Annotated in this window: 19 protein-coding genes; 16 read left to right on the top strand and 3 right to left on the bottom strand. The window is 65.6% G+C overall.

Annotation, left to right across the window (positions count from 1 at the left end):
* The first annotated feature begins 142 nt into the window (after positions 1-142).
* The 4 genes from ASB57_RS13865 (at position 143) to ltaE (ending at position 5080) form a co-directional block, all read left to right on the top strand.
* Positions 143-1282 carry a transporter substrate-binding domain-containing protein gene (locus ASB57_RS13865; RefSeq protein WP_057652757.1) on the top strand — a complete coding sequence of 380 codons (1140 nt, stop codon included), beginning with the start codon at positions 143-145 and terminating at the stop codon, positions 1280-1282.
* Positions 1283-1906: an ANTAR domain-containing response regulator gene (locus ASB57_RS13860; protein WP_156414164.1), complete on the top strand. Its 624-nt coding sequence runs from the start codon at positions 1283-1285 to the stop codon at positions 1904-1906.
* 99 nt (positions 1907-2005) lie between these two features.
* Positions 2006-3985, top strand: a complete 1980-nt coding sequence (acs, locus tag ASB57_RS13855) for an acetate--CoA ligase (RefSeq protein WP_057652756.1) — start codon at positions 2006-2008, stop codon at positions 3983-3985.
* 81 nt (positions 3986-4066) lie between these two features.
* Positions 4067-5080 (top strand): low-specificity L-threonine aldolase, encoded by a 1014-nt coding sequence (ltaE, locus tag ASB57_RS13850; RefSeq protein WP_057652755.1) that lies wholly within the window; start codon positions 4067-4069, stop codon positions 5078-5080.
* Positions 5081-5113: 33 nt separating this feature from the next.
* Here the strand turns inward: ltaE and ASB57_RS13845 are convergent, their stop codons facing one another.
* From ASB57_RS13845 to ASB57_RS13835, 3 genes are all read right to left on the bottom strand, one after another.
* The gene (locus ASB57_RS13845) at positions 5114-6007 is read right to left on the bottom strand and encodes a GntR family transcriptional regulator (RefSeq protein WP_057652754.1); all 894 of its coding nucleotides are present in this window, start codon (positions 6005-6007) and stop codon (positions 5114-5116) included.
* A gap of 185 nt (positions 6008-6192) precedes the next feature.
* Complete coding sequence (locus ASB57_RS13840; protein WP_057652753.1) at positions 6193-7146, bottom strand: NAD-dependent epimerase/dehydratase family protein; 954 nt, start codon at positions 7144-7146, stop codon at positions 6193-6195.
* 20 nt (positions 7147-7166) lie between these two features.
* Positions 7167-8813, bottom strand: coding sequence for an electron transfer flavoprotein-ubiquinone oxidoreductase (locus ASB57_RS13835; protein WP_057652752.1), 1647 nt, complete (start codon positions 8811-8813; stop codon positions 7167-7169).
* 160 nt (positions 8814-8973) lie between these two features.
* Between ASB57_RS13835 and ASB57_RS13830 the strand changes: the two genes are divergently transcribed.
* From ASB57_RS13830 to gsiD, 12 genes are all read left to right on the top strand, one after another.
* Complete coding sequence (locus tag ASB57_RS13830) at positions 8974-9465, top strand: thioesterase family protein (RefSeq protein WP_057652751.1); 492 nt, start codon at positions 8974-8976, stop codon at positions 9463-9465.
* Between the two features lie 220 nt (positions 9466-9685).
* Complete coding sequence (locus ASB57_RS13825; RefSeq protein WP_057652750.1) at positions 9686-10387, top strand: CoA transferase subunit A; 702 nt, start codon at positions 9686-9688, stop codon at positions 10385-10387.
* Between the two features lie 12 nt (positions 10388-10399).
* Positions 10400-11056: a CoA transferase subunit B gene (locus ASB57_RS13820; protein ID WP_057652749.1), complete on the top strand. Its 657-nt coding sequence runs from the start codon at positions 10400-10402 to the stop codon at positions 11054-11056.
* Positions 11057-11190: 134 nt separating this feature from the next.
* Entirely contained in the window at positions 11191-11958 is a 768-nt protein-coding gene (locus ASB57_RS13815) for an endonuclease/exonuclease/phosphatase family protein (RefSeq protein ID WP_057652748.1), read from the top strand.
* On the top strand, positions 11955-13274 hold the full coding sequence (gene clsB / locus ASB57_RS13810; RefSeq protein WP_082621599.1) for a cardiolipin synthase ClsB: 1320 nt from the start codon (positions 11955-11957) through the stop codon (positions 13272-13274). Before ASB57_RS13815 ends, clsB begins: the two co-directional genes overlap by 4 nt.
* Positions 13255-14286 carry a lysylphosphatidylglycerol synthase domain-containing protein gene (locus ASB57_RS13805; protein WP_057652747.1) on the top strand — a complete coding sequence of 344 codons (1032 nt, stop codon included), beginning with the start codon at positions 13255-13257 and terminating at the stop codon, positions 14284-14286. Before clsB ends, ASB57_RS13805 begins: the two co-directional genes overlap by 20 nt.
* 190 nt (positions 14287-14476) lie before the next feature.
* Positions 14477-15364, top strand: coding sequence for a MurR/RpiR family transcriptional regulator (locus ASB57_RS13800; protein ID WP_057652746.1), 888 nt, complete (start codon positions 14477-14479; stop codon positions 15362-15364).
* Complete coding sequence (locus ASB57_RS13795) at positions 15361-16353, top strand: isoaspartyl peptidase/L-asparaginase family protein (RefSeq protein WP_057652745.1); 993 nt, start codon at positions 15361-15363, stop codon at positions 16351-16353. The genes ASB57_RS13800 and ASB57_RS13795 overlap by 4 nt, the downstream gene beginning before the upstream one ends.
* Before the next feature lie 56 nt (positions 16354-16409).
* Positions 16410-18320 carry a dipeptide ABC transporter ATP-binding protein gene (locus tag ASB57_RS13790; protein ID WP_057652744.1) on the top strand — a complete coding sequence of 637 codons (1911 nt, stop codon included), beginning with the start codon at positions 16410-16412 and terminating at the stop codon, positions 18318-18320.
* A 49-nt stretch (positions 18321-18369) separates the two neighbouring features.
* Positions 18370-19923, top strand: a complete 1554-nt coding sequence (gsiB, locus tag ASB57_RS13785) for a glutathione ABC transporter substrate-binding protein GsiB (RefSeq protein ID WP_057656141.1) — start codon at positions 18370-18372, stop codon at positions 19921-19923.
* Positions 19924-20043: 120 nt separating this feature from the next.
* Positions 20044-20964, top strand: a complete 921-nt coding sequence (gene gsiC, locus ASB57_RS13780; protein WP_057652743.1) for a glutathione ABC transporter permease GsiC — start codon at positions 20044-20046, stop codon at positions 20962-20964.
* Positions 20965-20971: 7 nt separating this feature from the next.
* Positions 20972-21886: a glutathione ABC transporter permease GsiD gene (gene gsiD / locus ASB57_RS13775; protein WP_057652742.1), complete on the top strand. Its 915-nt coding sequence runs from the start codon at positions 20972-20974 to the stop codon at positions 21884-21886.
* The last annotated feature ends 43 nt before the right edge of the window (positions 21887-21929 follow it).

Genomic DNA, 21929 nt, shown 5'->3' with positions numbered 1-21929 from the left:
CACATGATCGTGAACGAGCAGACAATCGTGACGAACATCGTCCCAAGAACCTGGGCCCGATCGGGAACACCGCGGAGCCGGGTTCCCCGGTCCGCTGGTGTTGCCCCCTCGGGGGGCCGCGCTCTGCGCGGTAGGGGGGGGCATGATTAAAGTAGGGGTGCTGTTCTCGACGACCGGCGTGACGGGCGCCATTGGGGCGTCGCAAAGGCTGGGCACCGAGCTGGCCATCGCCGAAATCAACGAGGCCGGCGGCATCGACGGCCGCGAGCTCGTCGCGGTCTGCCATGACCCCCGTTCCAACCCCGCCCGCTATGCCCAACTGGCCGAGCAACTGGTGGCCCAGGACGGTGTCAACGTGATCTTCGGCTGCTATATGTCCAGCAGCCGCATCGCCGTCATCCCCGTGGTGGAACGCTGGAACCGCCTCCTGTTCTATCCCACGCTGTACGAGGGCTTCGAATACTCGCGCAACGTCATCTATACCGGCGCCGCCCCCAACCAGAACAGCATGCAGCTGGCCGACTACATGACCACGCACCACGGCCCGCGCGTGTACCTGGTCGGCTCCGACTACATCTACCCCTACGAATCCAACCGCATCATGGCCGACCTGGTGCTGCAGCGTCCGGGCGGCGCCCGCGTAGGCGAGCGCTACGTTCGATTAGGCGCCAGCGAAGCGGACTTCCGCGTGGTCATCGACGAGATCCGCGCCACCCAGCCGGATTTCATTTTCTCTACCGTGGTCGGCGACGCCACCGCCGCGTTCTACCGCGCCTACGCCGAAGCCGGCTTCGACCCCGCCCGCATGCCCATCGCCAGCCTGACGACGTCCGAGGCCGAGGCCCGCCAGATGGGCGCCGACGTCGCGCGCGGCCACTATACGGCAGCGCCGTATTTCCAGTCCCTGGACACGCCCGCCAACCAGCGCGCCCTGGCCAGCCTGCGGCGCCACCACGGGGCCGACGCCACCGCCAATCTCTGTTGGGAAGCCGCCTACTTCCAGGTCCACATGTATGCGCAGGCTCTGCGCCGCGCCGGCAGCGACCAGATCGACGCCCTGCTGCCGGCCCTGCTGGGCAGCAGCTTCGAGGCCCCGCAAGGCACCGTCCGCATCGACCCGGGCAATCATCACACCTGGCTGCATCCGCGCATAGGCCGCCAACGGGGCGACGGCGAGTTTGCCGTCGTGCGCGCCTCGCCGGCTGCGGTGGCGCCCGATCCCTATCTGGTCAACCATATCCTGGGCGACTGGACGGTCAAAATGACCGAGCTGGAGCCCTGAATGGAAAGCCCAGGGCGCCGCGCCAGCCCCGCCATGCCCGCCTATCTGCGCGATCTGCGCAGCCTGCGCGTGGCGGTCTTCCATCCCGACGATGCCGACGGCCAGAGCCTGGTGCAGCAACTCGACCGCATCGGCTGCCGCACCCAGGTGCATTGGCCGCCGCCGCCCCAGCCGGCCGAAGGCACGGACGTGGTGTTCCTGGCCGTGCGCCCGGACCTGGTGCATCAGGATTACCCCTGGGCCACGGGCGACCAGGCGCCCACCGTGATCGCCGTGGTGAATTACGAGAATCCGACCATCGTGGAAGCCGTCTTGCGCCTGGGCGCGCGGGCCGTGCTGCCGGCCCCGGTAAGGTCCTTCGGCCTGCTGTCCACCCTGGTGCTGGCGCGCCAGGTCAACGGCGAAATGCGCCAGCTGCAGCGCACCCTGCGCAAACTGGAAGTCCGCCTGGAGGGCCAGCGCCAGATCGCCAAGGCGGCTGCTATCCTTATGCGCGGCAAGGGCATCTCCGAAACCCAGGCTTACGAAATGATCCGCAACCAGGCCATGGCCAAGCGGGTGTCGACGGTGGATATCGCCACGGCGCTGATCCATGCCAGTGAAATGCTGGACTTCAACCGGTAAGCCCCGGGGCGCCAAGCCAGCTAGAATCGGACTGCCCGACATACATAATCGATTTGCAAGCAAAACAGCAGCGTCAAAAATTTTTTGAAGGAGACCTTCATGCCGAATGCCATTGAATCCGTGTTGGTGGAAACCCGCGTGTTTCCGCCGTCACCCGCCGCCTCCCAAGGCGCCACCATCGGCAGCATGGATGCCTACAAAAAGCTGTGCCTGGAAGCCGAGCAGGACTTCGAAGGTTTCTGGCGGCGCCAGGCGAACGAGAACCTGGTCTGGAACAAGCCCTTCACCCAGGTGCTGGACGACAGCAACGCGCCGTTCTTCCGCTGGTTCGGCGACGGCGAGCTGAATGTCTCGGAAAACTGCCTGGACAAGCATGTCCGCGGCGCCAACGCCGACAAGACCGCCATCATTTTCGAAGCGGATGACGGCAAGGTCGAAAAGATCAGCTATCGCGAACTGCTGGGCCGCGTTTGCCAACTGGCCAACGGCCTGAAAAAGCTGGGCTACAAGAAGGGCGATCGCGCCATCATCTACATGCCCATGTCGATCGAAGCGGTGGTCGTCATGCAGGCCTGCGTGCGCCTGGGCGTGACGCACTCCGTGGTGTTTGGCGGTTTCTCCGCCAAGAGCCTGCAGGAGCGCATCGTCGACGTCGGCGCCACGCTGGTCATCACCGCGGACGAACAGGTGCGCGGCGGCAAGACCATCCCCTTGAAGCCCGCCGTCGAGGAAGCCTTCGCCATGGGCGGCTGCGAGGCCGTGCGCCAGGTCATCGTCTATCGCCGCACCGGCGGCAAGACGGCCTGGGTGGAAGGCCGCGATCTGTGGCTGCATGACGTCGTCGCCGGCCAGTCCGACCAATGCGATCCCGTGCCGGTCGAAGCCGAACATCCGCTGTTCATCCTCTATACCTCCGGTTCGACGGGCAAGCCCAAGGGCGTGCAGCATGCGTCGGCCGGTTACCTGCTGTGGTCGCTGCTGACGGTTAAATGGACCTTCGACGCGCGCGCCGACGACGTCTACTGGTGCACGGCCGACGTGGGCTGGATCACCGGCCATTCCTACATCGCCTACGGTCCGCTGGCGGCCGGCCTGACACAGGTCGTGTTCGAAGGCGTGCCCACCTATCCCAACGCGGGCCGCTTCTGGGACATGATCGCGCGCCACAAGGTGACGACGTTCTATACCGCGCCCACCGCCATCCGCTCCTTGATCAAGGCGTCCTCGGCCGCGCCCGATACGGACCCCGACCGCTACGACCTGAGCAGCCTGCGCATCCTGGGCACGGTGGGCGAGCCGATCAACCCCGAAGCCTGGATGTGGTACCACAAGAAGGTGGGCGGTGAACGTTGCCCCATCGTCGATACGTGGTGGCAGACGGAAACCGGCGGCCACATGATCACGCCGCTGCCGGGCGCCACGCCCACCAAGCCGGGCTCCTGCACCTTGCCGCTGCCGGGCATCGCCGCGGCCATCGTCGACGAGACCGGTGGGGACGTGGACCAGGGCAATGGCGGTTTCCTGGTGATCAAGAAACCGTGGCCGGCCATGATCCGCAATATCTGGGGCGACCCCGAGCGTTTCAAGAAAAGCTATTTCCCGCCGGAACTGCGTGGCTACTACCTGGCGGGCGACGGCGCGCAGCGCGATGCCGACGGTTACTTCTGGATCATGGGCCGCATCGACGACGTGCTGAACGTGTCGGGCCACCGCCTGGGCACCATGGAAGTGGAGTCGGCCCTGGTCGCGCATCCGCTGGTGGCTGAAGCCGCCGTGGTGGGCCGTCCGGACGACACCACGGGTGAAGCCGTGGTGGCCTTCGTGGTGCTCAAGGCCGCCCGTCCCGAAGGCGAGGAAGCCGTCGCCGTGGCCAAGCAGTTGCGTGACTGGGTGGCCAAGGAAATCGGCCCCATCGCCAAGCCCAAGGACATCCGCTTCGGCGAGAACCTGCCCAAGACCCGCTCCGGCAAGATCATGCGCCGTCTGCTGCGCGTGGTGGCCAAGGGCGAGGAAGTGACGCAGGACGTGTCGACCCTGGAAAATCCGCAGATCCTGGAACAGTTGTCCAAGTCGGTGTAGCGCCGACCTCGCATGGCGTGGCCCGCGCTGCGCGGTCCACGCCGGCGTCATCATCAATAAAACCGCAGCAAGGGAAGCAGCATGATCGATTTACGCAGTGACACCGTTACCCGTCCCGGTCCGGACATGCGCGCCGCCATGGCCGCCGCCGAAGTGGGCGATGACGTCATGGGTGACGACCCCACCGTACAACGCCTGCAGGCCCGCACGGCCGAACGCGCCGGCAAGGAAGCCGGCCTGTTCTTCCCCACGGGTACGCAAAGCAACCTGGCCGGCATCATGGCCCATTGCGGCCGTGGCGATGAATACCTGGTGGGCCAGCTGGCGCACACCTACAAGTACGAGGGTGGCGGCGCGGCGGTGCTGGGCAGCATCCAGCCCCAGCCCATCGAACACGCGGAAGACGGTTCCCTGCCTATCGCCAAGCTGGCTGCCGCGATCAAGCCTCTGGGCGACCCGCACTATGCGCGCACGCGCCTGCTGGCCCTGGAAAATACCTTTCATGGCCGCGTGATCCCGCAGGACTACATCGTCGAGGCGGCCGCCTTCGCCCGCAAACACGAGCTGGGCGTGCATCTGGATGGCGCGCGGGTCTGCAACGCTGCTGTCGCCAGCGGCAAGTCCATCGCCGAGCTGTGCGCGCCGTTCGACTCCGTGTCGATCTGCTTCTCCAAGGGCCTGGGTGCGCCGGTCGGTTCGGTGCTGGTCGGCAGCAAGGCGCTGATCGACGGCGCGCGGCGCTGGCGCAAGGTGCTGGGCGGCGGCATGCGCCAATCTGGCGTGCTGGCGGCGGCGGCCCTGTATGCCCTGGAACACAACGTGGAGCGGCTGGCCGAAGATCACGCCAACGCCGAACGCCTGGCCCGCGGCCTGGCCGCCATCGACGGCGTGACCGTAAGCGGCCAAGCGACCAATATGGTGTTCGTCTCCGTGGCGCCGGAGCACTGCGATGCATTGGGCGCCTATGCCAAGGAGCAGGGCCTGATGATCAAGCCGGTGTACGGCGCCGCCATGCGGCTGGTCCTGCACCTGGATGTGACACAAGCGGATGTGGATCGCACCATCGCGATCTTCAAGGGGTACTTCGCCCGCTGACGTTTCAGCGGCTGACGTTCACCCGCTGACGCGTCAGCCGCCCGTGGCCTTGAAGTCCAGCCGCAGGTGCTGGCGCATCAGCGCCGCGGCCCACTCCAGTTCCTTGTCCAGCACGGCCTGGATGATCTGCAGATGTTCCTGGATCGATGCCGCATAGCGCGGCATCTGGAACAGGGTGGCGCGGCTGGCCAGGCGGCGCAGCTGGTTCTGCTGCTGCACGGTCTGCAAGACGAAGCGGTTGCCGGAGAAGCGCGCCAGCATCTCGTGGAATTCCGCGTTGATGGTGAAGAACTCCGGCGCGACGGCGTCCAGGTTCTGCTCTTCAGCAAGCGCCAGATGATTGGCGCGCATCCGCATCAATGCCGGGGCGTCGGCGCGAAAATCCGGTTCCAGCAGTCCCGCGCATTCCACCGCGGAGCGGAAACGATAGCTTTCCGCGCGAGCTTGCGCATCTTCCAGCGAATTGGGAAAGCGCCACCCGTGGCCCTTGCGTTTTTCGATCAGGGCCTCGGCGCTCAGGCGCACCAGGGTCTTGGCCAATACGCTGCGGGTGACGGCATAGCGTTGCAGCAGGTCGCGGTCGGTGAAGCTGTCCGGCAGCAGGCGGCCGGCGCGGTCTTCGATGATGATGCGATAGAGTTCGTCGCTGGTCAGGCCCTGCGCCTGCCATTCCGGCGCTGGCGCGCCGTCGACCACTTCGCGCACGAAATAGCCGCTGTTCTGCTTGTAGGCGATGAGGTCCTGCATGGCCAGCAGCTTGAGGGCTGCGCGTACCGGCGTGCGCGACACCTGGTATTGACGTGCCAGCAGTTCTTCCGATAAATGCGTGCCTGTCACGTGGGCGCCGCCCAGAATTTCGCGGGCTATGCGGCGCGCCAGGTCCACCTGTAGTGCGGTCGGTCGAAACGCTTGAACATGGTCTAGCATGAAGCGGCTCCCCTCTACGTGGAACGACACGTCGGCCCATCAATCTGGGCGCTGGTTTGACGGCAGCATACGCTATTTGTGTCTAACTAGCGACAAAGTTAGCGTAACGCACTTGCCTGAACTCTCGACCTTTTGGGTGTCATCCAGGTCGCCCGTCGGGATGGGGGGCGCTGGCCGGCGCCACTTTACTGCGATTCCACCAGCCGCGCATAGCCCTCGCGCGAGTCCGGCCAGGCCAGTTCCAGCCCACTGCCGCGCAGGCGCGCGTTGCTCATCCGTTTGCTGCCCACGCCGGCCGGCGGCGGGCCTTCCGCAGGAGGCGGAGCGCCCAACAGGCGGGCCAGATGATCATAGAGAACGTCCAGCGGCAGGGGGGTGTCATCGGCCCCTACATAAAGGGAGTCTGCGTCCGCCAGATGGACTAAATGGGCAATCGCCGCCGCCGCGTCATCCGCGTGCATGCGGTTGGCCCAATGGGGCACCGCGCGCGGCACGCGGGCCAGCCCCTGGCGCAGGCGTTCCAGCAGCTGCGTCCGCCCCGGGCCGTAGAGTCCCGCCAGGCGCAGGGCGGTGATGGGCAGGCCTTGCCCGGCCAGCCATTGTTCGGCCTGCAACAGGATTTCGCCGTTCATGCCCTGTGGCGCGGGCGGCGTGTCTTCGTCTATCCAGGCGCCGTGGTGTTCGCCGTAGACGGCGGATGAGGAAACGAAGACCATGCGGCGCAAGGCGCTGGTGTCGAGCGCGTCCAGCAGGTGGCGCGGGCCGTCGAGGAAGATGTCGCGATAGGCTTGCGGCGCGCGGGCGTCCGGCGCCAGGACATAGATCAGGCGGGTGATGCCGCGCGGCAGGCTGGTCAACGTGGCGGGCTGCGTGACGTCGGCCGCCAGCCACTGGATGGCGTTGCCGGGGCCGCGGCCCGCGGAGGCGGCTGCCGGCGGATGCCGCCGCAGTATCCAAAGCGCGGGGTTGTTCGCGGGATCGCGGTTGCGGGAGGGGCCGCCGGGAGCGTCCGCTTGCGTAGGGTCGGGCGAGGCTGGGCCCGGCCCCAGCAGCCGCGCCGCCACCCGCATGCCCAGGTCGCCGCCGCCGATCAGCAGCACGCGCTCGGCATTGGTTTCGGGCTGAGAAGCGGCGGTCATGGCGGCGGGCAGTGCTGCCTTTACATCCCGCTATAGACGGGGCCTTCGCCCCCTTGCGGCGCCACCCACACGATATTCTGCGTGGGATCCTTGATGTCGCAGGTCTTGCAGTGCACGCAGTTCTGCGCGTTGATCTGCAAGCGGTCGGCGCCGTGGTCGTCCTTGACGAACTCGTATACACCGGCCGGACAGTAGCGCGCCTCGGGCCCGCCATACTTGGCCAGGTTGACGGCCACCGGCACGTTGGGATCTTTCAGGGTCAGGTGGACCGGCTCGTTCTCGTCATGGTTGGTGTTCGAGATGAACACGGAACTCAGGCGGTCGAACGTGAGCTTGCCGTCCGGCTTGGGATAGTCGATGCGCGCGCATTCCGACGCCGGCTGCAGACAGGCGTAGTCGGGCTTGGTGCGATGGATGGTCCAGGGCATCTTGCCCTTGAGCAGCCACTGCTCGATGCCGGTCATCAGGGTGGCGACGGTGCGCCCCTTCTTGAACCATTGCTTGAAATTGCGCGCCTTGTTCAGTTCCGCATGCAGCCAGGACGCCTGGAAAGCGGCCGGATAGGCCGGCAGTTCATCCTGGCGGCGGTCCGCGACCAGGGCGTCGAAAGCCGCCTCGGCCGCCATGGAACCGGTCTTGATGGCGGCGTGGCTGCCCTTGATGCGCGAGGCATTGAGGAAACCCGCTTCGCATCCCACCAGCGCGCCGCCCGGGAACACCAGCTTGGGCAGGGCCAGCAGGCCGCCGGCGGTGATCGCGCGCGCGCCGTAGGCGATGCGCTTGCCGCCTTCGAACGTGGGGCGGATGGCCGGGTGCGTCTTGTAGCGCTGGAATTCCTCGAAAGGCGACAGCCAGGGATTGGCGTAGTCCAGGCCCACCACCATGCCCACGGCGACGAGGTTGTTGTCCAGGTGATAAAGGAAGGAGCCGCCGTAAGTGTCGGCGTCCAGCGGCCAGCCGGCCGTGTGGACCACCAGGCCCGGACGCGACTGCGCGGGGTCGACTTCCCACAATTCCTTCAGGCCGATACCGTAGGCCTGCGGGTCGCAGTCCTTGTCCAGCTTGTAGCGGGCGATCAGCTCGCGGCCCAGCTGGCCGCGCGAGCCCTCGGCGAAGATCGTGTAGCGGCCCAGCAATTCCATGCCGGGCTGATATTGGTCGGTGTGGGTGCCATCGCGCGCCACGCCCATGTCGCCGGTGACGACGCCGCGTACGGCGCCCTGTTCGTCATACAGCACGCCGGCTGCGGCGAAGCCGGGGAAGATGTCCACGCCCAGCGCTTCGGCCTGTTCGCCGAGCCAGCGCACCACGTCGCCCAGGCGCACGATGTAGTTGCCCTTGTTGTGGAAGCATTCGGGCAGCATCCAGTCGGGCGTGCGGCGCGCGCCGTTGTGGCTGAGGAACAGGAACTTGTCCTCGGTGACGGCCACCTTCAAGGGGGCGCCTTTCTCTTTCCAGTCGGGGATGAGTTCCGTCAGCGCGCCGGGGTCCATGACCGCGCCGGACAGGATGTGGGCGCCCAGTTCGGCGCCTTTCTCCAGGACACAGACGCTGACCTCGTGGTTCTTCTCGGCCGCCAATTGCTTCAGGCGAATTGCCGCGGCCAGGCCTCCAGGCCCGCCACCCACGACGACAACGTCGTACTCCATACTTTCGCGTTCTGACATGCGCTCTTGCCCCTCTGTATCCCTGGCTATGATGCCGCCTTGTGGCGGCGTAGGCTGGAAGTATGATCCAGACTCAACTCGCGATTGTATTGCAGGCGCGCACAATCTCGCGCCTGCCGTGCCGCGGAAGTCCACGCGGCGGTCTCACTTCAGGTCATTCATGCCAGATTCCGCATCGAGTCCCATCGGTTCCAGTCCTGTCGCCGCGCCGCTCGCGCCCGGCGCCACCCACGTCTTCGAACTGCCCTTGCGCTGGGGCGATTCCGACGCCCTCAACCATCTGAACAACACGCTGTACTTCCGCCTGATGGAAGAGGCGCGCATGCAGATCCTGTATGGCGCCGACCTGCGCCTGCCCGCCGATGACGGGCCTATCCTGGCGCATGCCTCCTGCGATTTCCTGCGTCCGCTCACTTATCCGGCGACCGTGCGGGTGACGCACACCTTGACCCGCATCGGCCGCTCGAGCATGGAATTCGAGCTGGTCCTGGACAAGGTCGGCGACGAGGAGGGTGGCGCCTATGCGCGCGGCCGCAATGTCCTCGTCTGGATGGACTACGTCGCCAACCGCTCCGCGCCCTGGCCGGCGGCGACCCTGGCGGCCCTGGCCCGCGTCATGCGGGCGGCGCCGGAGGATGCCGCGCAAGGGTGAATGTCCGCATACCGGACATTTTTTGCATAGCGGCATTCCATCGGTAAAATCGGTCGCGCCCATCGGTTTTTCGCGTGTGCGGACTTTTTTGCGTGCGCGGAAAACCGGTTGCGAAGTCTTGCTACACCTATAACACCAAATCCGGCCACCCGCGCCGGGCCCTGCGGGGACGCGGCGGGAACGGGACAGGCCGTTTACTGACCTTACTGGAGTTGGAGCGATGGACAAGGTTTATGCGAGCGCCGCCGAGGCGCTGGCCGGCGTCGTCAAGGACGGCCAAATGATTGCCGTGGGCGGCTTCGGCCTTTGCGGCATCCCCGAAGCACTGATCGCCGCCCTGCGCGATTCAGGTGTCAAGGGACTGACCTGCATCAGCAACAACGCGGGTGTCGACGGTTTCGGTCTTGGCCAGCTGCTGGCCACCCGCCAGATCCGCAAGATGATCGCGTCCTACGTGGGCGAGAACAAGGAATTCGAACGCCAGTTCCTGTCCGGCGAGCTTGAGCTGGAATTCACTCCGCAAGGCACCCTGGCGGAAAAGCTGCGCGCCGGCGGCGCCGGCATTCCGGCGTTCTTCACGCGCACCGGCGTGGGCACCCTGGTGGCCGAGGGCAAGGAAATCCGTGAGTTCGACGGCCATGAATACGTCATGGAGCGGTCGCTGGTGCCGGACGTGTCGCTGGTGAAGGCGCATATCGCCGACCGCAGCGGCAACCTGGTGTTCCGCAAGACCGCGCGCAACTTCAATCCCAATGTGGCGCAGGCTGGCAAGATCACCATCGTGGAAGTGGAGAAGGTGGTGAACACGGGCGACCTGGATCCGGACCAGATCCATCTGCCGGGTATCTTCGTGCACCGGATCGTGGTGAACACGACGCCGGAAAAACGCATCGAACAACGCACCATCCGCCCCGCCGCATAAGGAGAACACATCATGGCATGGTCCCGTGAGGAAATGGCCGCGCGCGCCGCGCGTGAGCTGCAAGACGGTTTCTACGTGAACCTGGGCATCGGTCTGCCCACCCTGGTCGCCAACCACGTGCCGGCCGGCATCGAGGTGTGGCTGCAATCGGAAAACGGCCTGTTGGGTATCGGTCCCTTCCCGACCGAAGCGGAAGTCGATGCCGACCTGATCAACGCCGGCAAGCAGACCGTGACGACCCTGCCGGGCTCGTCGATTTTCTCGTCGGCCGATTCCTTCGGCATGATCCGCGGCGGCAAGATCAACCTGGCCATCCTGGGCGCGATGCAGGTGTCGGCCAAGGGCGATCTGGCCAACTGGATGATTCCCGGCAAGATGGTCAAGGGCATGGGCGGCGCGATGGACCTGGTGGCCGGTGTCGGCCGCGTGGTCGTGCTGATGGAACACGTGGCGCGCAAGAAAGACGGCACCGAAGACCTGAAGCTGCTGCCCGAGTGCAATCTGCCCCTGACCGGCGTGGGCGTGGTCGATCTGATCATTACCGACCTGGGGGTGATCGAGGTCACCGAACAGGGCCTGAAGCTGGTCGAACTGGCGCCTGGTGTTACGGTGGATGAGATCAAGGCCAAGACCGGCGCGCCGGTGGATACCAGCAAAGTAGCAGCCTGATTCGTATAGCGTGTGTAGTGAAACGGCGGCCCAATGCGGGCCGCCGTTTTTTATTGCGGCTCCACGAGGGCCCAGATACAGGGCGGGCACGCGGCTTGCTTTACCCGGCGGTCCTATAACGATCGCGGGGATCCATGTCCGGCTTGAACGGGGACGCACCCCTGTCTCTCAAACTCTTGACGGTGAACGCCCACAAAGGCTTCACCTTCTTCAATCGCAAGTTCATCCTGCCCGAGTTGCGCGATGCCGTGCGGGCCGTCGGGCCCGATCTGGTGTTCCTGCAGGAAGTGCTGGGCGCGCACGAGGGCCATGCGGCGCGCTTCGCCGGCTGGCCGGCGACCTCCCAATACGAGTTCCTGGCGGACAGCATCTGGGCGGATTTCGCCTACGGCCGCAATGCCGTGTATCCGCAAGGGCATCACGGCAACGCCGTGCTGTCCAAGTTCCCCATCGTGCATTACGAGAACATGGACATCTCGGTGGACGGCCACGAAAAGCGCGGGCTGCTTCACTGCGTCATCGCGCCACCGGGACGGCCGCAAGTGCACGCCATCTGCGTCCACCTGGGCCTGCAGGAGTCGCATCGGCAACGCCAGCTGAATCTGCTGTGCGCGCGCGTCGAGCGGGACATCCCGCGCGAGGACACCGTGCTCATCGCCGGCGACTTCAACGACTGGCGCCTGCGCGCCCATCGCCAATTGAGCCGCTGCGCCGGCTTGCAGGAAGTCTTCGCCACCACGCAAGGCGTGGCCGCGCGCACGTTCCCCGCGCGCTGGCCCCTGCTGCGGCTGGACCGCATCTATGTCCGCAACACCCTGCGCTTCCGCCCGCTGGCGTTGGCGACGCGTCCATGGACGCATCTGTCCGATCACGCGCCGCTGGCGGCGGAGGTCGAGCTATGAGCGTGCATTGGATTCCAGGCAATGATTTCAAGCTGCTGGAAAACGGCGAAGCCTTCTTCCCCCGCGTGTTCGAAGCCATCGGGCAGGCGCGCACCGAGGTGCTGATCGAGACCTTCATCCTGTTCGACGATAAAGTAGGGCAGGGCTTGCGTGAAGCGTTGATTGCCGCCGCCACGCGCGGCGTGCGCGTCAATCTGATGGTCGACGGTTTTGGGTCGGAAGAGCTGTCGGACGAGTTCATCGGCGGCATGACAGACGCAGGAGTGATGGTGCAGGCCTTCGATCCGCGCGCCCGCATATTCGGTAAGCGCGTCAATGTCTTCCGCCGCATGCATCGCAAGATCGTGGTCATCGACGGCGTGCTCGCTTTCGTGGGCGGCATCAATTACTCCGCGGATCACCTGGGCGATTTCGGGCCGCAGGCCAAGCAGGATTATGCGGTGGAAGTGCATGGCCCCATCGTCGGTGAAATTCACCGCTTTGCCTTGCGCGCACTGGAGCCGCCGCGCCGGCGTCGGTGGTGGAGCCGTCGTTCGCAGGCGGCCACCAATCCGCCGCGCGCGGGCTCGGCCGAAGCCATGTTCGTGGTGCGCGACAACCACCGGCATCACACGGACATCGAGCGTCACTACCGTGCCGCCATCCGCCTGGCGCGGAACGAGGTCACCATCGCCAATGCCTATTTCTTTCCCGGCTACCGCCTGCTGCGCGAAATGCGCAATGCGGCGAAGCGGGGCGTGCGCGTGCGCCTGATCCTGCAGGGCGAGGCCGACATGGCCATCGTGCCGGTGGCCGCGCGGATGTTGTACGACTATCTGACGGCGGCCGGCGTGCAGATCTACGAGTATTGCGAAAGGCCGCTGCATGGCAAGGTCGCCTGCGTGGATGATACGTGGGCCACGGTGGGATCGAGCAACCTGGACCCCCTGAGCCTGGCCCTGAACCTTGAAGCGAATGTGATGATTCGCGATCGCGCCTTTGCCGACACCCTCAAGGGAAGGTTGGAGTGGCTGATTGAAAACCACTGCCGACAACCCGAACCCGCGCCGCCAGGCAGCCGCAAGCTGCGTCGGCTGTTCTTCGGGATCTTCGTTTATCACTTCGTGCGCCTCTATCCGTCCTGGGTCGGCTGGTTGCCCGCGCACCGGCCGCGGCTGCAGCCCTGGCGGGGTAATGCGGACGTGATCTCCACCGACTCGGAGTCGTCAGGGAAAGTGGAGGGAGAGTACGAGATCCAGGCGGATGCGCAATCCGCGCAGCCAAGCGAAGCGTTGCGGCACGATGCAGAGGTGCGCGATGCGCGAGAAACAGCCTGAGTCCGCCAGTGGCTGGCGGCGCCATTGGCCGCTTCTGAAAAAGGTCTTTTTCACGGCCTTCGCCTTGCTGGTTATCGGCCTGATAGCAGACCAGGCCCGCAACGTCGAATGGGGCAAGGTGCTGGAGGCCATGCAGGCCTACACCTGGCCCGTGCTGCTGCGCGCGGCCGGCCTGGCGGTGCTGAGTTATCTGATCTACAGCTGCTTCGATCTGCTGGCCATACCCTATCTTGGCCACATGATTCCGCCCGTGCGGGTGATGGCGGTGGGCATCGTCGCCTATGCCTTCAACCTCAACATGGGATCGCTGATCGGCAGCGTGGGCTTCCGCTTCCGCCTGTATCTGCGCCTGGGGCTGGCAGCCGGCGAGATCACCCGCATCATCGGTTTGAGCCTGACGACCAACTGGCTGGGCTACCTGTGGGTGGCGGGCGGGCTGTTCGCCTGGGGCGTGCTGCCCATCCCCGACAACTGGAACATCAGCAACTATGCCTTGCGCGGCATCGGCGTGGGCATGCTGGTGGCCGCGGTCGCCTACGTGGCCTTGTGCGGGCTGGCGCGCAAGCGCTCTTGGACCGTCCGTGGCCATGAGCTGGAATTGCCGTCCTTCAAGATCGCCGTCGCCCAGAGCCTGCTGGGCAGCGCCTGCTGGCTGTCGATCGGCCTGGTGGTGTGGTCGCTGCTCCGTCACGACGTGTCCTTCGCGCTGGTCCTGGGGGTGCTGCTGTTGAGCGGCATCGCGGGGGCGGTGACCCATATTCCGGGCGGGCTGGGCGTCGTCGAGGCCGTGTTCGTCGCCATGCTGGGCGGACAGGTGCCGCATTACGAGATCATCGGCACGCTGCTGACCTACCGCGCGGTGTATTACCTGGGGCCGTTCGCGCTGGCGGCGCTGCTGTATTTCTTCCTGGAGGCGAGGCTGCCCAAGCTGGCCAAGGAAGACGAGGCCAAGGAGGCCGAGCAGCCGGGCGGCAAGGAGCAGGGGCCCATGCGGCGAGTCGCGGGCCCGTGACGGCGGGATACGCATAAGCGCCGCGCGCAGTTTCCGGCATCTTTACTGAACAGCATGAAAACGCCCCGCAAGGGGCGTTTTCATTTTTGCTGGGGTTTACCCCGACTTTGAAAATTTATTTTCTTAATTAAAATTGCGCCGTAATTAAATTTACATCTTGTTCTGTCAGCCGAGTCCGCCACCGTCCCCCATGCAAGACGCCACCCCTACCTCGATTTCTGAACGCATTGCCAGCGTCCAGGACACGATGAGCCGCTCCCAGCACAAGCTGGCCGAGTACGTGCTGGCGCACCAGTTCCGGGCGGCGACCATGACGATCGACGAATTCGCGGCGGCCAACGGCGTGTCCATCGCCACGGCCAACCGCTTCGCGCGCACCCTGGGCCTGCCCGGCTATCCGCAGTTCCGCGCCGAACTGGCGCGCGGCTTCGAGTCGGCGCTGGCGCCGGTGGAAAGGCTGCGCACCCAGCTGTCCCAGCCGGCCAGCCCGGCCGACGTGTTCGCCAACTCGCTGCGGGAAGACGCGCGCAACATCGACCGCACCCTGCAAGCCATGGATCCGCGCGTCATCGATCGCGCCGTCGACGCCATTCTGGCCGCCGACCGCATCGCCATCGTCGGCTTTGGCGCCAGCGGCTATCTGGCCGGCTTGATGCAGCGCGCCTTGTTCGTCTACTGCGGCTCGGTGGAATCGCTGGCCACACCCGCGGGTGTATCCTGGGCGGCACGGCAGATATACCGGCTGACGCCCAAGGATCTGCTGATCCCCATTTCCTTTCCGCGTTACTTGAACGACACGGTGACGCTCGCGACGGCCGCCAAGGCCGCCGGCGTGCAGGTGCTGGCGATGACGGACAAACCGACGTCGCCGCTGGCGCCGACCACCACCGTAGGGGCGCTCTACGCCCATAGCGAAAGACAGTACTCGTCCAATTCCGAAGCCGCCGCACTCTGCCTGATCGAAGCATTGGGCGCCGCGGTGGCCTACAAGGCCAAGGATTCGATTCAGGCGGCCGTGGGGGTGACCCAGTCCGTCATGCCGTGGCTGATCCACGGCGCAGGAGACCGTAAGAGATGAAGCAACAACCCGTTATCGCCATCCACGGCGGCGCCGGCGCCATGTCGCGCGCGGCCATGTCGGCTGAACAGGAACGTAAATATCTGGACGCGCTGGAAGGCATTCTGCGCGCCGGCCAGGACGTGCTGGCCCAGGGCGGTTCGGCCCTGGACGCCGTGACCGAGGCCGTGCGCCTGCTGGAAGACTGTCCGCTGTTCAACGCCGGCCATGGCGCCGTGTTCACCAGCGCCGGCACGCATGAGCTGGACGCGTCCATCATGGACGGCGCCACCTTGCGCTCGGGCGCCATCGCCAATGTGGACTGCGTGCGCAATCCCGTGCTGGCGGCGCGCAAGGTCATGGAGAACAGCAAGCACGTGTTCTTCGTGGGTGAGGGCGCGCAGGATTTCGCCCGCGAGCAGGGCCTGGAAATCGTCGATCCCTCGTACTTCTCCACCGACGCCCGCCGCGAGCAATTGTTGCGCGTGCAGCGTGAACAGCCGGGTGCCGCGGTGCTGGACCACGATGGCCAGGCCATGGTGGCGCGCTCGCAACCCGTGCCCGCGGCCAAGCCGGAACCCCTCGACGCCGATCGCAAGATGGGCACCGTGGGCGCCGTGGCGGTGGACGCGCAGGGCAACCTGGCGGCCGCGACGTCGACCGGCGGGATCACCAACAAGCAGGTCGGCCGGGTTGGCGACGCACCCATGGTCGGCGCGGGCTGCTATGCCGCCAACGCCACCTGCGCCGTGTCGACCACGGGCACCGGCGAGATGTTCATCCGCATGGTGGCGGCCTATGACGTGGCCGCGCAGATGGAATATCGCGGCGTGTCCCTGGAAGAAGCTGCCCGCAGCGTGGTTCACGACAAGCTGCCGCGCATCGAAGGCAAGGGCGGCCTGATCGCGGTCGACGCCCAAGGCAATGTGACGTTGCCCTTCAACACCGAGGGCATGTACCGCGGCTACGCCCGAGTGGGCGAGGCCCCGGTCGCTTCGATTTACCGATAAGCGCGAGGCTGGCGCGCCAGCCTTCCGTATTGTGCAAGTTAGCAAGGAATAGAACGATGGCCGATGGAGCCCAACGCCTGGCGATGCCGGAAAACCGGGTTGTCGAGGTCCGTGACCTGACCGTGCGCTTTGTAGGCGCGGAGCGTACCGTGGAAGCGGTGCGCAACCTCAATTTCCACGTCGACCGGGGCGAAACCCTGGCCATCGTGGGCGAGTCGGGTTCCGGCAAGTCCGTGACCTCGCTGGCGCTGATGCGCCTGGTCGAGCACGGCGGTGGCCGCATCGCCCAGGGCAGCATGCAGCTGCGCCGCCGCAACGGCGCGGTGCTGGAGCTGACCGGCGCCAGCCAGCGCGCCATGCGTGGCGTGCGCGGCGCCGACATGGCGATGATCTTCCAGGAACCGATGACGTCGCTGAACCCGGTGTTCACGGCCGGCGACCAGATCGCCGAATCGATCCGCCTGCACCAGGGCAAGGACAGCGCCGCCGCGCGCGCCGAAGCCCTGCGCATGCTGGAACTGGTGCGCATCCCGGAAGCGCGCTCCATCATGAATCGCTTTCCGCACCAGCTGTCGGGCGGCATGCGCCAGCGCGTCATGATCGCCATGGCGCTGGCCTGCAAGCCGGCTCTGCTGATCGCCGACGAGCCGACCACCGCGCTGGACGTGACGATCCAGGCGCAGATCCTGCAACTGATCCGCGCGCTGCAGGAAGAAATGCACATGGGCGTGGTGTTCATCACCCACGACATGGGCGTGGTGGCGGAAGTGGCTGATCGCGTGCTGGTCATGTACCGCGGCGACAAGGTCGAGGAAGGCCCGTCTGAACAGATCTTCTCCGCGCCGGCGCATGCCTATACCAAGGCTTTGCTGTCCGCCGTGCCCCGCCTGGGCTCGATGACCGGAACCGACCTGCCGGCCCGCTTCGAGCTGGTGCAGGTGGACAAGGCGGCGAAGGTGGATGGCGCGGCCATCGCGGCCGCCGCCGATCACCCTGTCACCGAGCCGCAGCAGGTTTCGCCGCGCGCCAGCGGTGAACCGATCCTGAGCGTGCGCGACCTGGTGACGCGCTTCGACTTGCGCGGCGGCATCCTGGGCCGCGTGCGCGGCCGTGTGCACGCCGTCGAAAAGGTCAGCTTCGACCTCTATCCGGGCGAAACCCTGGCTCTGGTGGGCGAGTCCGGCTGCGGCAAGTCGACCACCGGCCGCTCGCTGCTGCGCCTGACGGAAAGCCAGTCCGGCACCATCCTGCTGGAAGGCCGCGACATCGGCAAGCTGAAGGGCGCCGAAATGCAGACGCTGCGCCGCGACATGCAGTTCGTCTTCCAGGATCCCTTCGCGTCGCTCGATCCGCGCGTGACCGTGGGCTTTTCCATCATGGAACCCCTGCTGGTGCACGGCGTGGCCAGCGGCAAGCAGGCCGAGCGCCGCGTCGCCGAGCTGCTGGAACGGGTCGGCATGCCGCCGGAAATGGCGCAGCGTTATCCGCACGAGTTCTCCGGCGGCCAGCGCCAGCGCATCTGCATCGCGCGCGCCCTGGCGCTGAACCCCAAGGTGGTGATCGCCGACGAATCCGTGTCCGCGCTGGACGTGTCCATCCAGGCGCAGATCGTCAACCTGATGATCGACCTGCAGCGCGACCTGGGCGTGTCCTTCCTGTTCATCTCGCATGACATGGCGGTGGTCGAGCGCATCAGCCACCGCGTGGCGGTGATGTACCTGGGCCAGATCGTCGAGATCGGGCCGCGCCGCGCCATCTTCGAGAATCCGCAGCACCCGTATACCAGGAAGCTGATGGCGGCCGTGCCCATCGCCGATCCGGCACGCCGTCACCTGAAGCGCCAGTTGTTGACCGAAGAAATCCCCAGCCCCGTGCGTAAGCCGGGCGACGACCCCCTGGTCGAACCGCTGGTGAACGTCGGTCCCGATCATTACGTCGCCCGGCATGCGCTGGGCGGGGCGTACTGAGCTTTTTTTCCAACCACCAAACCTCCTTACTCGATCTCAGGAGTGCTTCATCATGAAACTACTGCGCCCGACCCGCATGATGGCTGCCGCCACCCTGGCGTTCGGTATGCTCGCGTCCCCGCTGGCCCACGCCAGCAAGGACGTGACCTTCGCCGTCGCCATCGCCCTGGAAACGCTGGACCCGTACAACACCATCAGCACGCTGAACCAGGCTGTCGGCAAGGCCTACTATGAAGGCCTGTTCGAGTTCGACAAGGACCTGAAGATCCAGCCGCTGCTGGCCACCGGCTACGAGGTGAGCCCGGACGGCCTGGTCTACACGATCAAGCTGCGCCAAGGCGTCAAGTTCCAGGACGGCACGGATTTCAACGCCGACGCCGTCAAGGTCAACTATGACCGCGTGTCGAATCCCGAGAACCGCCTGAGCCGCTATACGCAGTTCAACCAGGTCGACAAGACCGAAGTGGTCGATCCCTACACCGTGCGCATCACGCTGAAGAAGCCGTTCTCGGCCTTCATCAACGCGCTGGCGCACTCGTCGGCCATGATGATCTCGCCCACCGCGCTGAAGAAGTGGGGCAAGGACATCGGTTTCCACCCGGTCGGTACCGGTCCCTTCGAATTCGTCGAGTGGAAGCCGGCTGAATACCTGAAGGTCAAGAAGTTCGACGGCTACTGGAAGAAGGGCTATCCGAAGATCGACACGCTGACCTTCCGCACCGTCACGGACAACAACACCCGTGCCGCCGTGGTGCAGACGGGCGAAGCGCAGTTCGCTTTCCCGGTGCCGTTCGAGCAGGCCGCCGTGCTGGCCAAGAGCGACAAGCTGGACCTGGTCAACGACAAGAACTCGATCATGGCGCGTTACCTGTCCATGAACACGATGAAGAAGCCCTTCGACAACGTCAAGGTGCGCCAGGCCATCAACTACGCCATCAACAAGCAGGCCCTGGCCAAGGTGGCCTTCGCCGGCTACGCCAGCCCCGTGGCCGGGGTGGTGCCGCAAGGCGTGGACTACGCGACCAAGATCGGCGAATACGCCTACGATCCCGCCAAGGCGCGCGAGCTGCTGAAGGAAGCCGGTTATCCCAACGGTTTCGAAAGCACCTTGTGGTCGGCCTATAACGACGGCACGTCGGTCAAGGTGGTGCAGTTCCTGCAGCAGCAGCTGGCTCAGGTCGGCATCAAGGTGTCGGTGGAAGTGCTCGAATCCGGCCAGCGCGTGCAGCGCGTGCAGCAGGTGCAGAAGCCCGAAGACGCACAGGTCCGCCTGTACTACGCTGGCTGGTCGTCCTCGACCGGCGAAGCCGACTGGGGCCTGCGTCCCTTGCTGGCCAGCACGTCCTATCCGCCCGTGCTGAACAACGTGTCGTACTACTCGAACCCCAAGGTTGATGCGGACCTGAGCAAGGCGCTCAGCACGTCCAACCGCGACGAGAAGACCGCGCTGTACAAGGACGCACAGGAAACCATCTGGAAGGATGCGCCCTGGGCATTCCTGGTGACGCAGAACAACGTGTATGCGAAAGCCAAGAACCTGACGGGCGTGTATGTGCAGCCGGATACCAACTTCTGGTTCGGCGACATCGACCTGAAGCAGTAAACCGCGACGATCCGCGCGCCGCGCCCGTGATGCGGGAGCGGCGCGCGCCGTTTTGCCGCAAGTTCACGCGGCGCCTCTCAGTACATCCGATGCGGGGCGCCGCGCGCTGGAATGATCTAAATGTTCTCCTATATCGTCAAACGCCTTCTAGGCATGATCCCCACGCTGCTGCTGGTTTCGGTGGTGGTGTTCCTGTTCGTGCACATGCTGCCGGGTGATCCCGCACGACTGGCCGCCGGCCAGGATGCCGACGAGCAAACCGTCGAGCTGATGCGCAAGGAACTTGGCCTGGATCTGCCGATGCCGCAGCAATTCGTGCGTTATTTCCAGCACATGCTGCAGGGTGACCTGGGCACTTCGCTGCGCAGCAAGCGTCCGGTGACGACTGAAATCGCCGACCGTTTCAATCCGACGCTGCTGTTGACCCTGACCAGCATGGTCTGGGCTACGGTGTTCGGGATGGTGATCGGCATCGTATCCGCGGTCTGGCGTAATAAATGGCCCGACCGCCTGGGCATGACCCTGGCCGTTTCCGGCATTTCCTTCCCCGCCTTCGCGCTGGGCATGATGCTGATGCAGGTGTTCTCGGTGCAGCTGGGCTGGTTGCCGACCGTCGGTGCATCGAGCTGGAAACACTACATCCTGCCTTCGCTCACCTTGGGCGCCGCCGTGGCCGCCGTGATGGCGCGCTTCACCCGCGCGTCCTTCGTCGAAGTGATCCAGGAAGACTTCGTGCGCACCGCGCGCGCCAAGGGCTTGTCCGAGCGCGTGGTGGTGATCAAGCACACGCTGCGCAACGCCATGATTCCCGTGATCACCATGATGGGTTTGCAGTTCGGCTTCCTGCTGGGCGGCTCCATCGTGGTGGAAACCGTGTTCAGCTGGCCCGGCCTGGGCAATCTGCTGGTCAACGCGGTGACCCAGCGCGACTACCCCGTGATCCAGGGGCTGGTGCTGCTGTTCTCTTTCGAATTCATCGTGATCAATCTGGCCGTGGACGTGCTTTACGGCGTCATCAATCCCAGCATTCGCTATAAGTGAGCCGGCCATGAGCAATATCAATACTGTTACCCCCTCGTCGGCGCCGCCCGCCGCGCCGGCCGCGTCCACCGATGTGCGCACGCCGTTCAGCGAGTTCTGGCGCAAATTCAAGAAGCAGCATCTTGCGGTGGCCGCGGCCTTCTTCGTGCTGCTGCTGGTGCTGGCGGCGGTGTTCGCGCCCTGGCTGGTGCCCTTCGACGCCGAGAACTTCTTCGACTACGACCAGCTCAACGCGGGCCCGTCGCTGACCCACTGGCTGGGCGTGGATTCGCTGGGCCGCGACATCTTCAGCCGCATCCTGATGGGCTCGCGCATCTCGCTCATTGCCGGCTTCGTGTCGGTGGCGCTGGGCGCCATCGTCGGTACCGCCATGGGCCTGCTGGCCGGCTATTACGAAGGCTGGTGGGAACGCATCACGATGCGTGTGTCGGACGTGCTGCTGGCTTTCCCCGGCATGCTGCTGGCGATCGGCGTGGTGGCCATTCTGGGTTCCAGCATGGTCAACGTGGTGGTGGCCGTGGCCGTGTTCAGCGTGCCGGCCTTTGCCCGCCTGGTGCGCGGCAATACGCTGGCCATCAAGCATATGACCTACGTCGAGGCGGTCAAGAGCGTGGGCGCGTCGGACTGGACCATCATCATGCGTCACATCCTGCCCGGCACGATCTCGCCCATCGTGGTGTACGGCACCATGCGCGTGGGTACGTCCATCATCACGGCGGCCAGCCTGTCCTTCCTGGGCATGGGCGCGCAGCCGCCCACGCCGGAATGGGGCGCCATGCTGAGCGAGGCGCGCGCGGACATGGTGACGTCGCCGCACATCGCCATCTTCCCGGCGCTGGCCATCTTCCTGACCGTGCTGGCCTTCAACCTGCTGGGTGACGGCCTGCGGGACGCGCTCGATCCCAAGATCGACCGCAAGTAAGCAAGACGACGACGGCCCGGGATGGGCCGTTGTCCATGGTGCG

It is taken from the genome of Bordetella sp. N (assembly GCF_001433395.1).
In the GTDB taxonomy this organism is placed as follows: Bacteria; Pseudomonadota; Gammaproteobacteria; order Burkholderiales; family Burkholderiaceae_B; genus Bordetella_C.
This window is presented reverse-complemented; position numbering and strand designations above follow the sequence as displayed.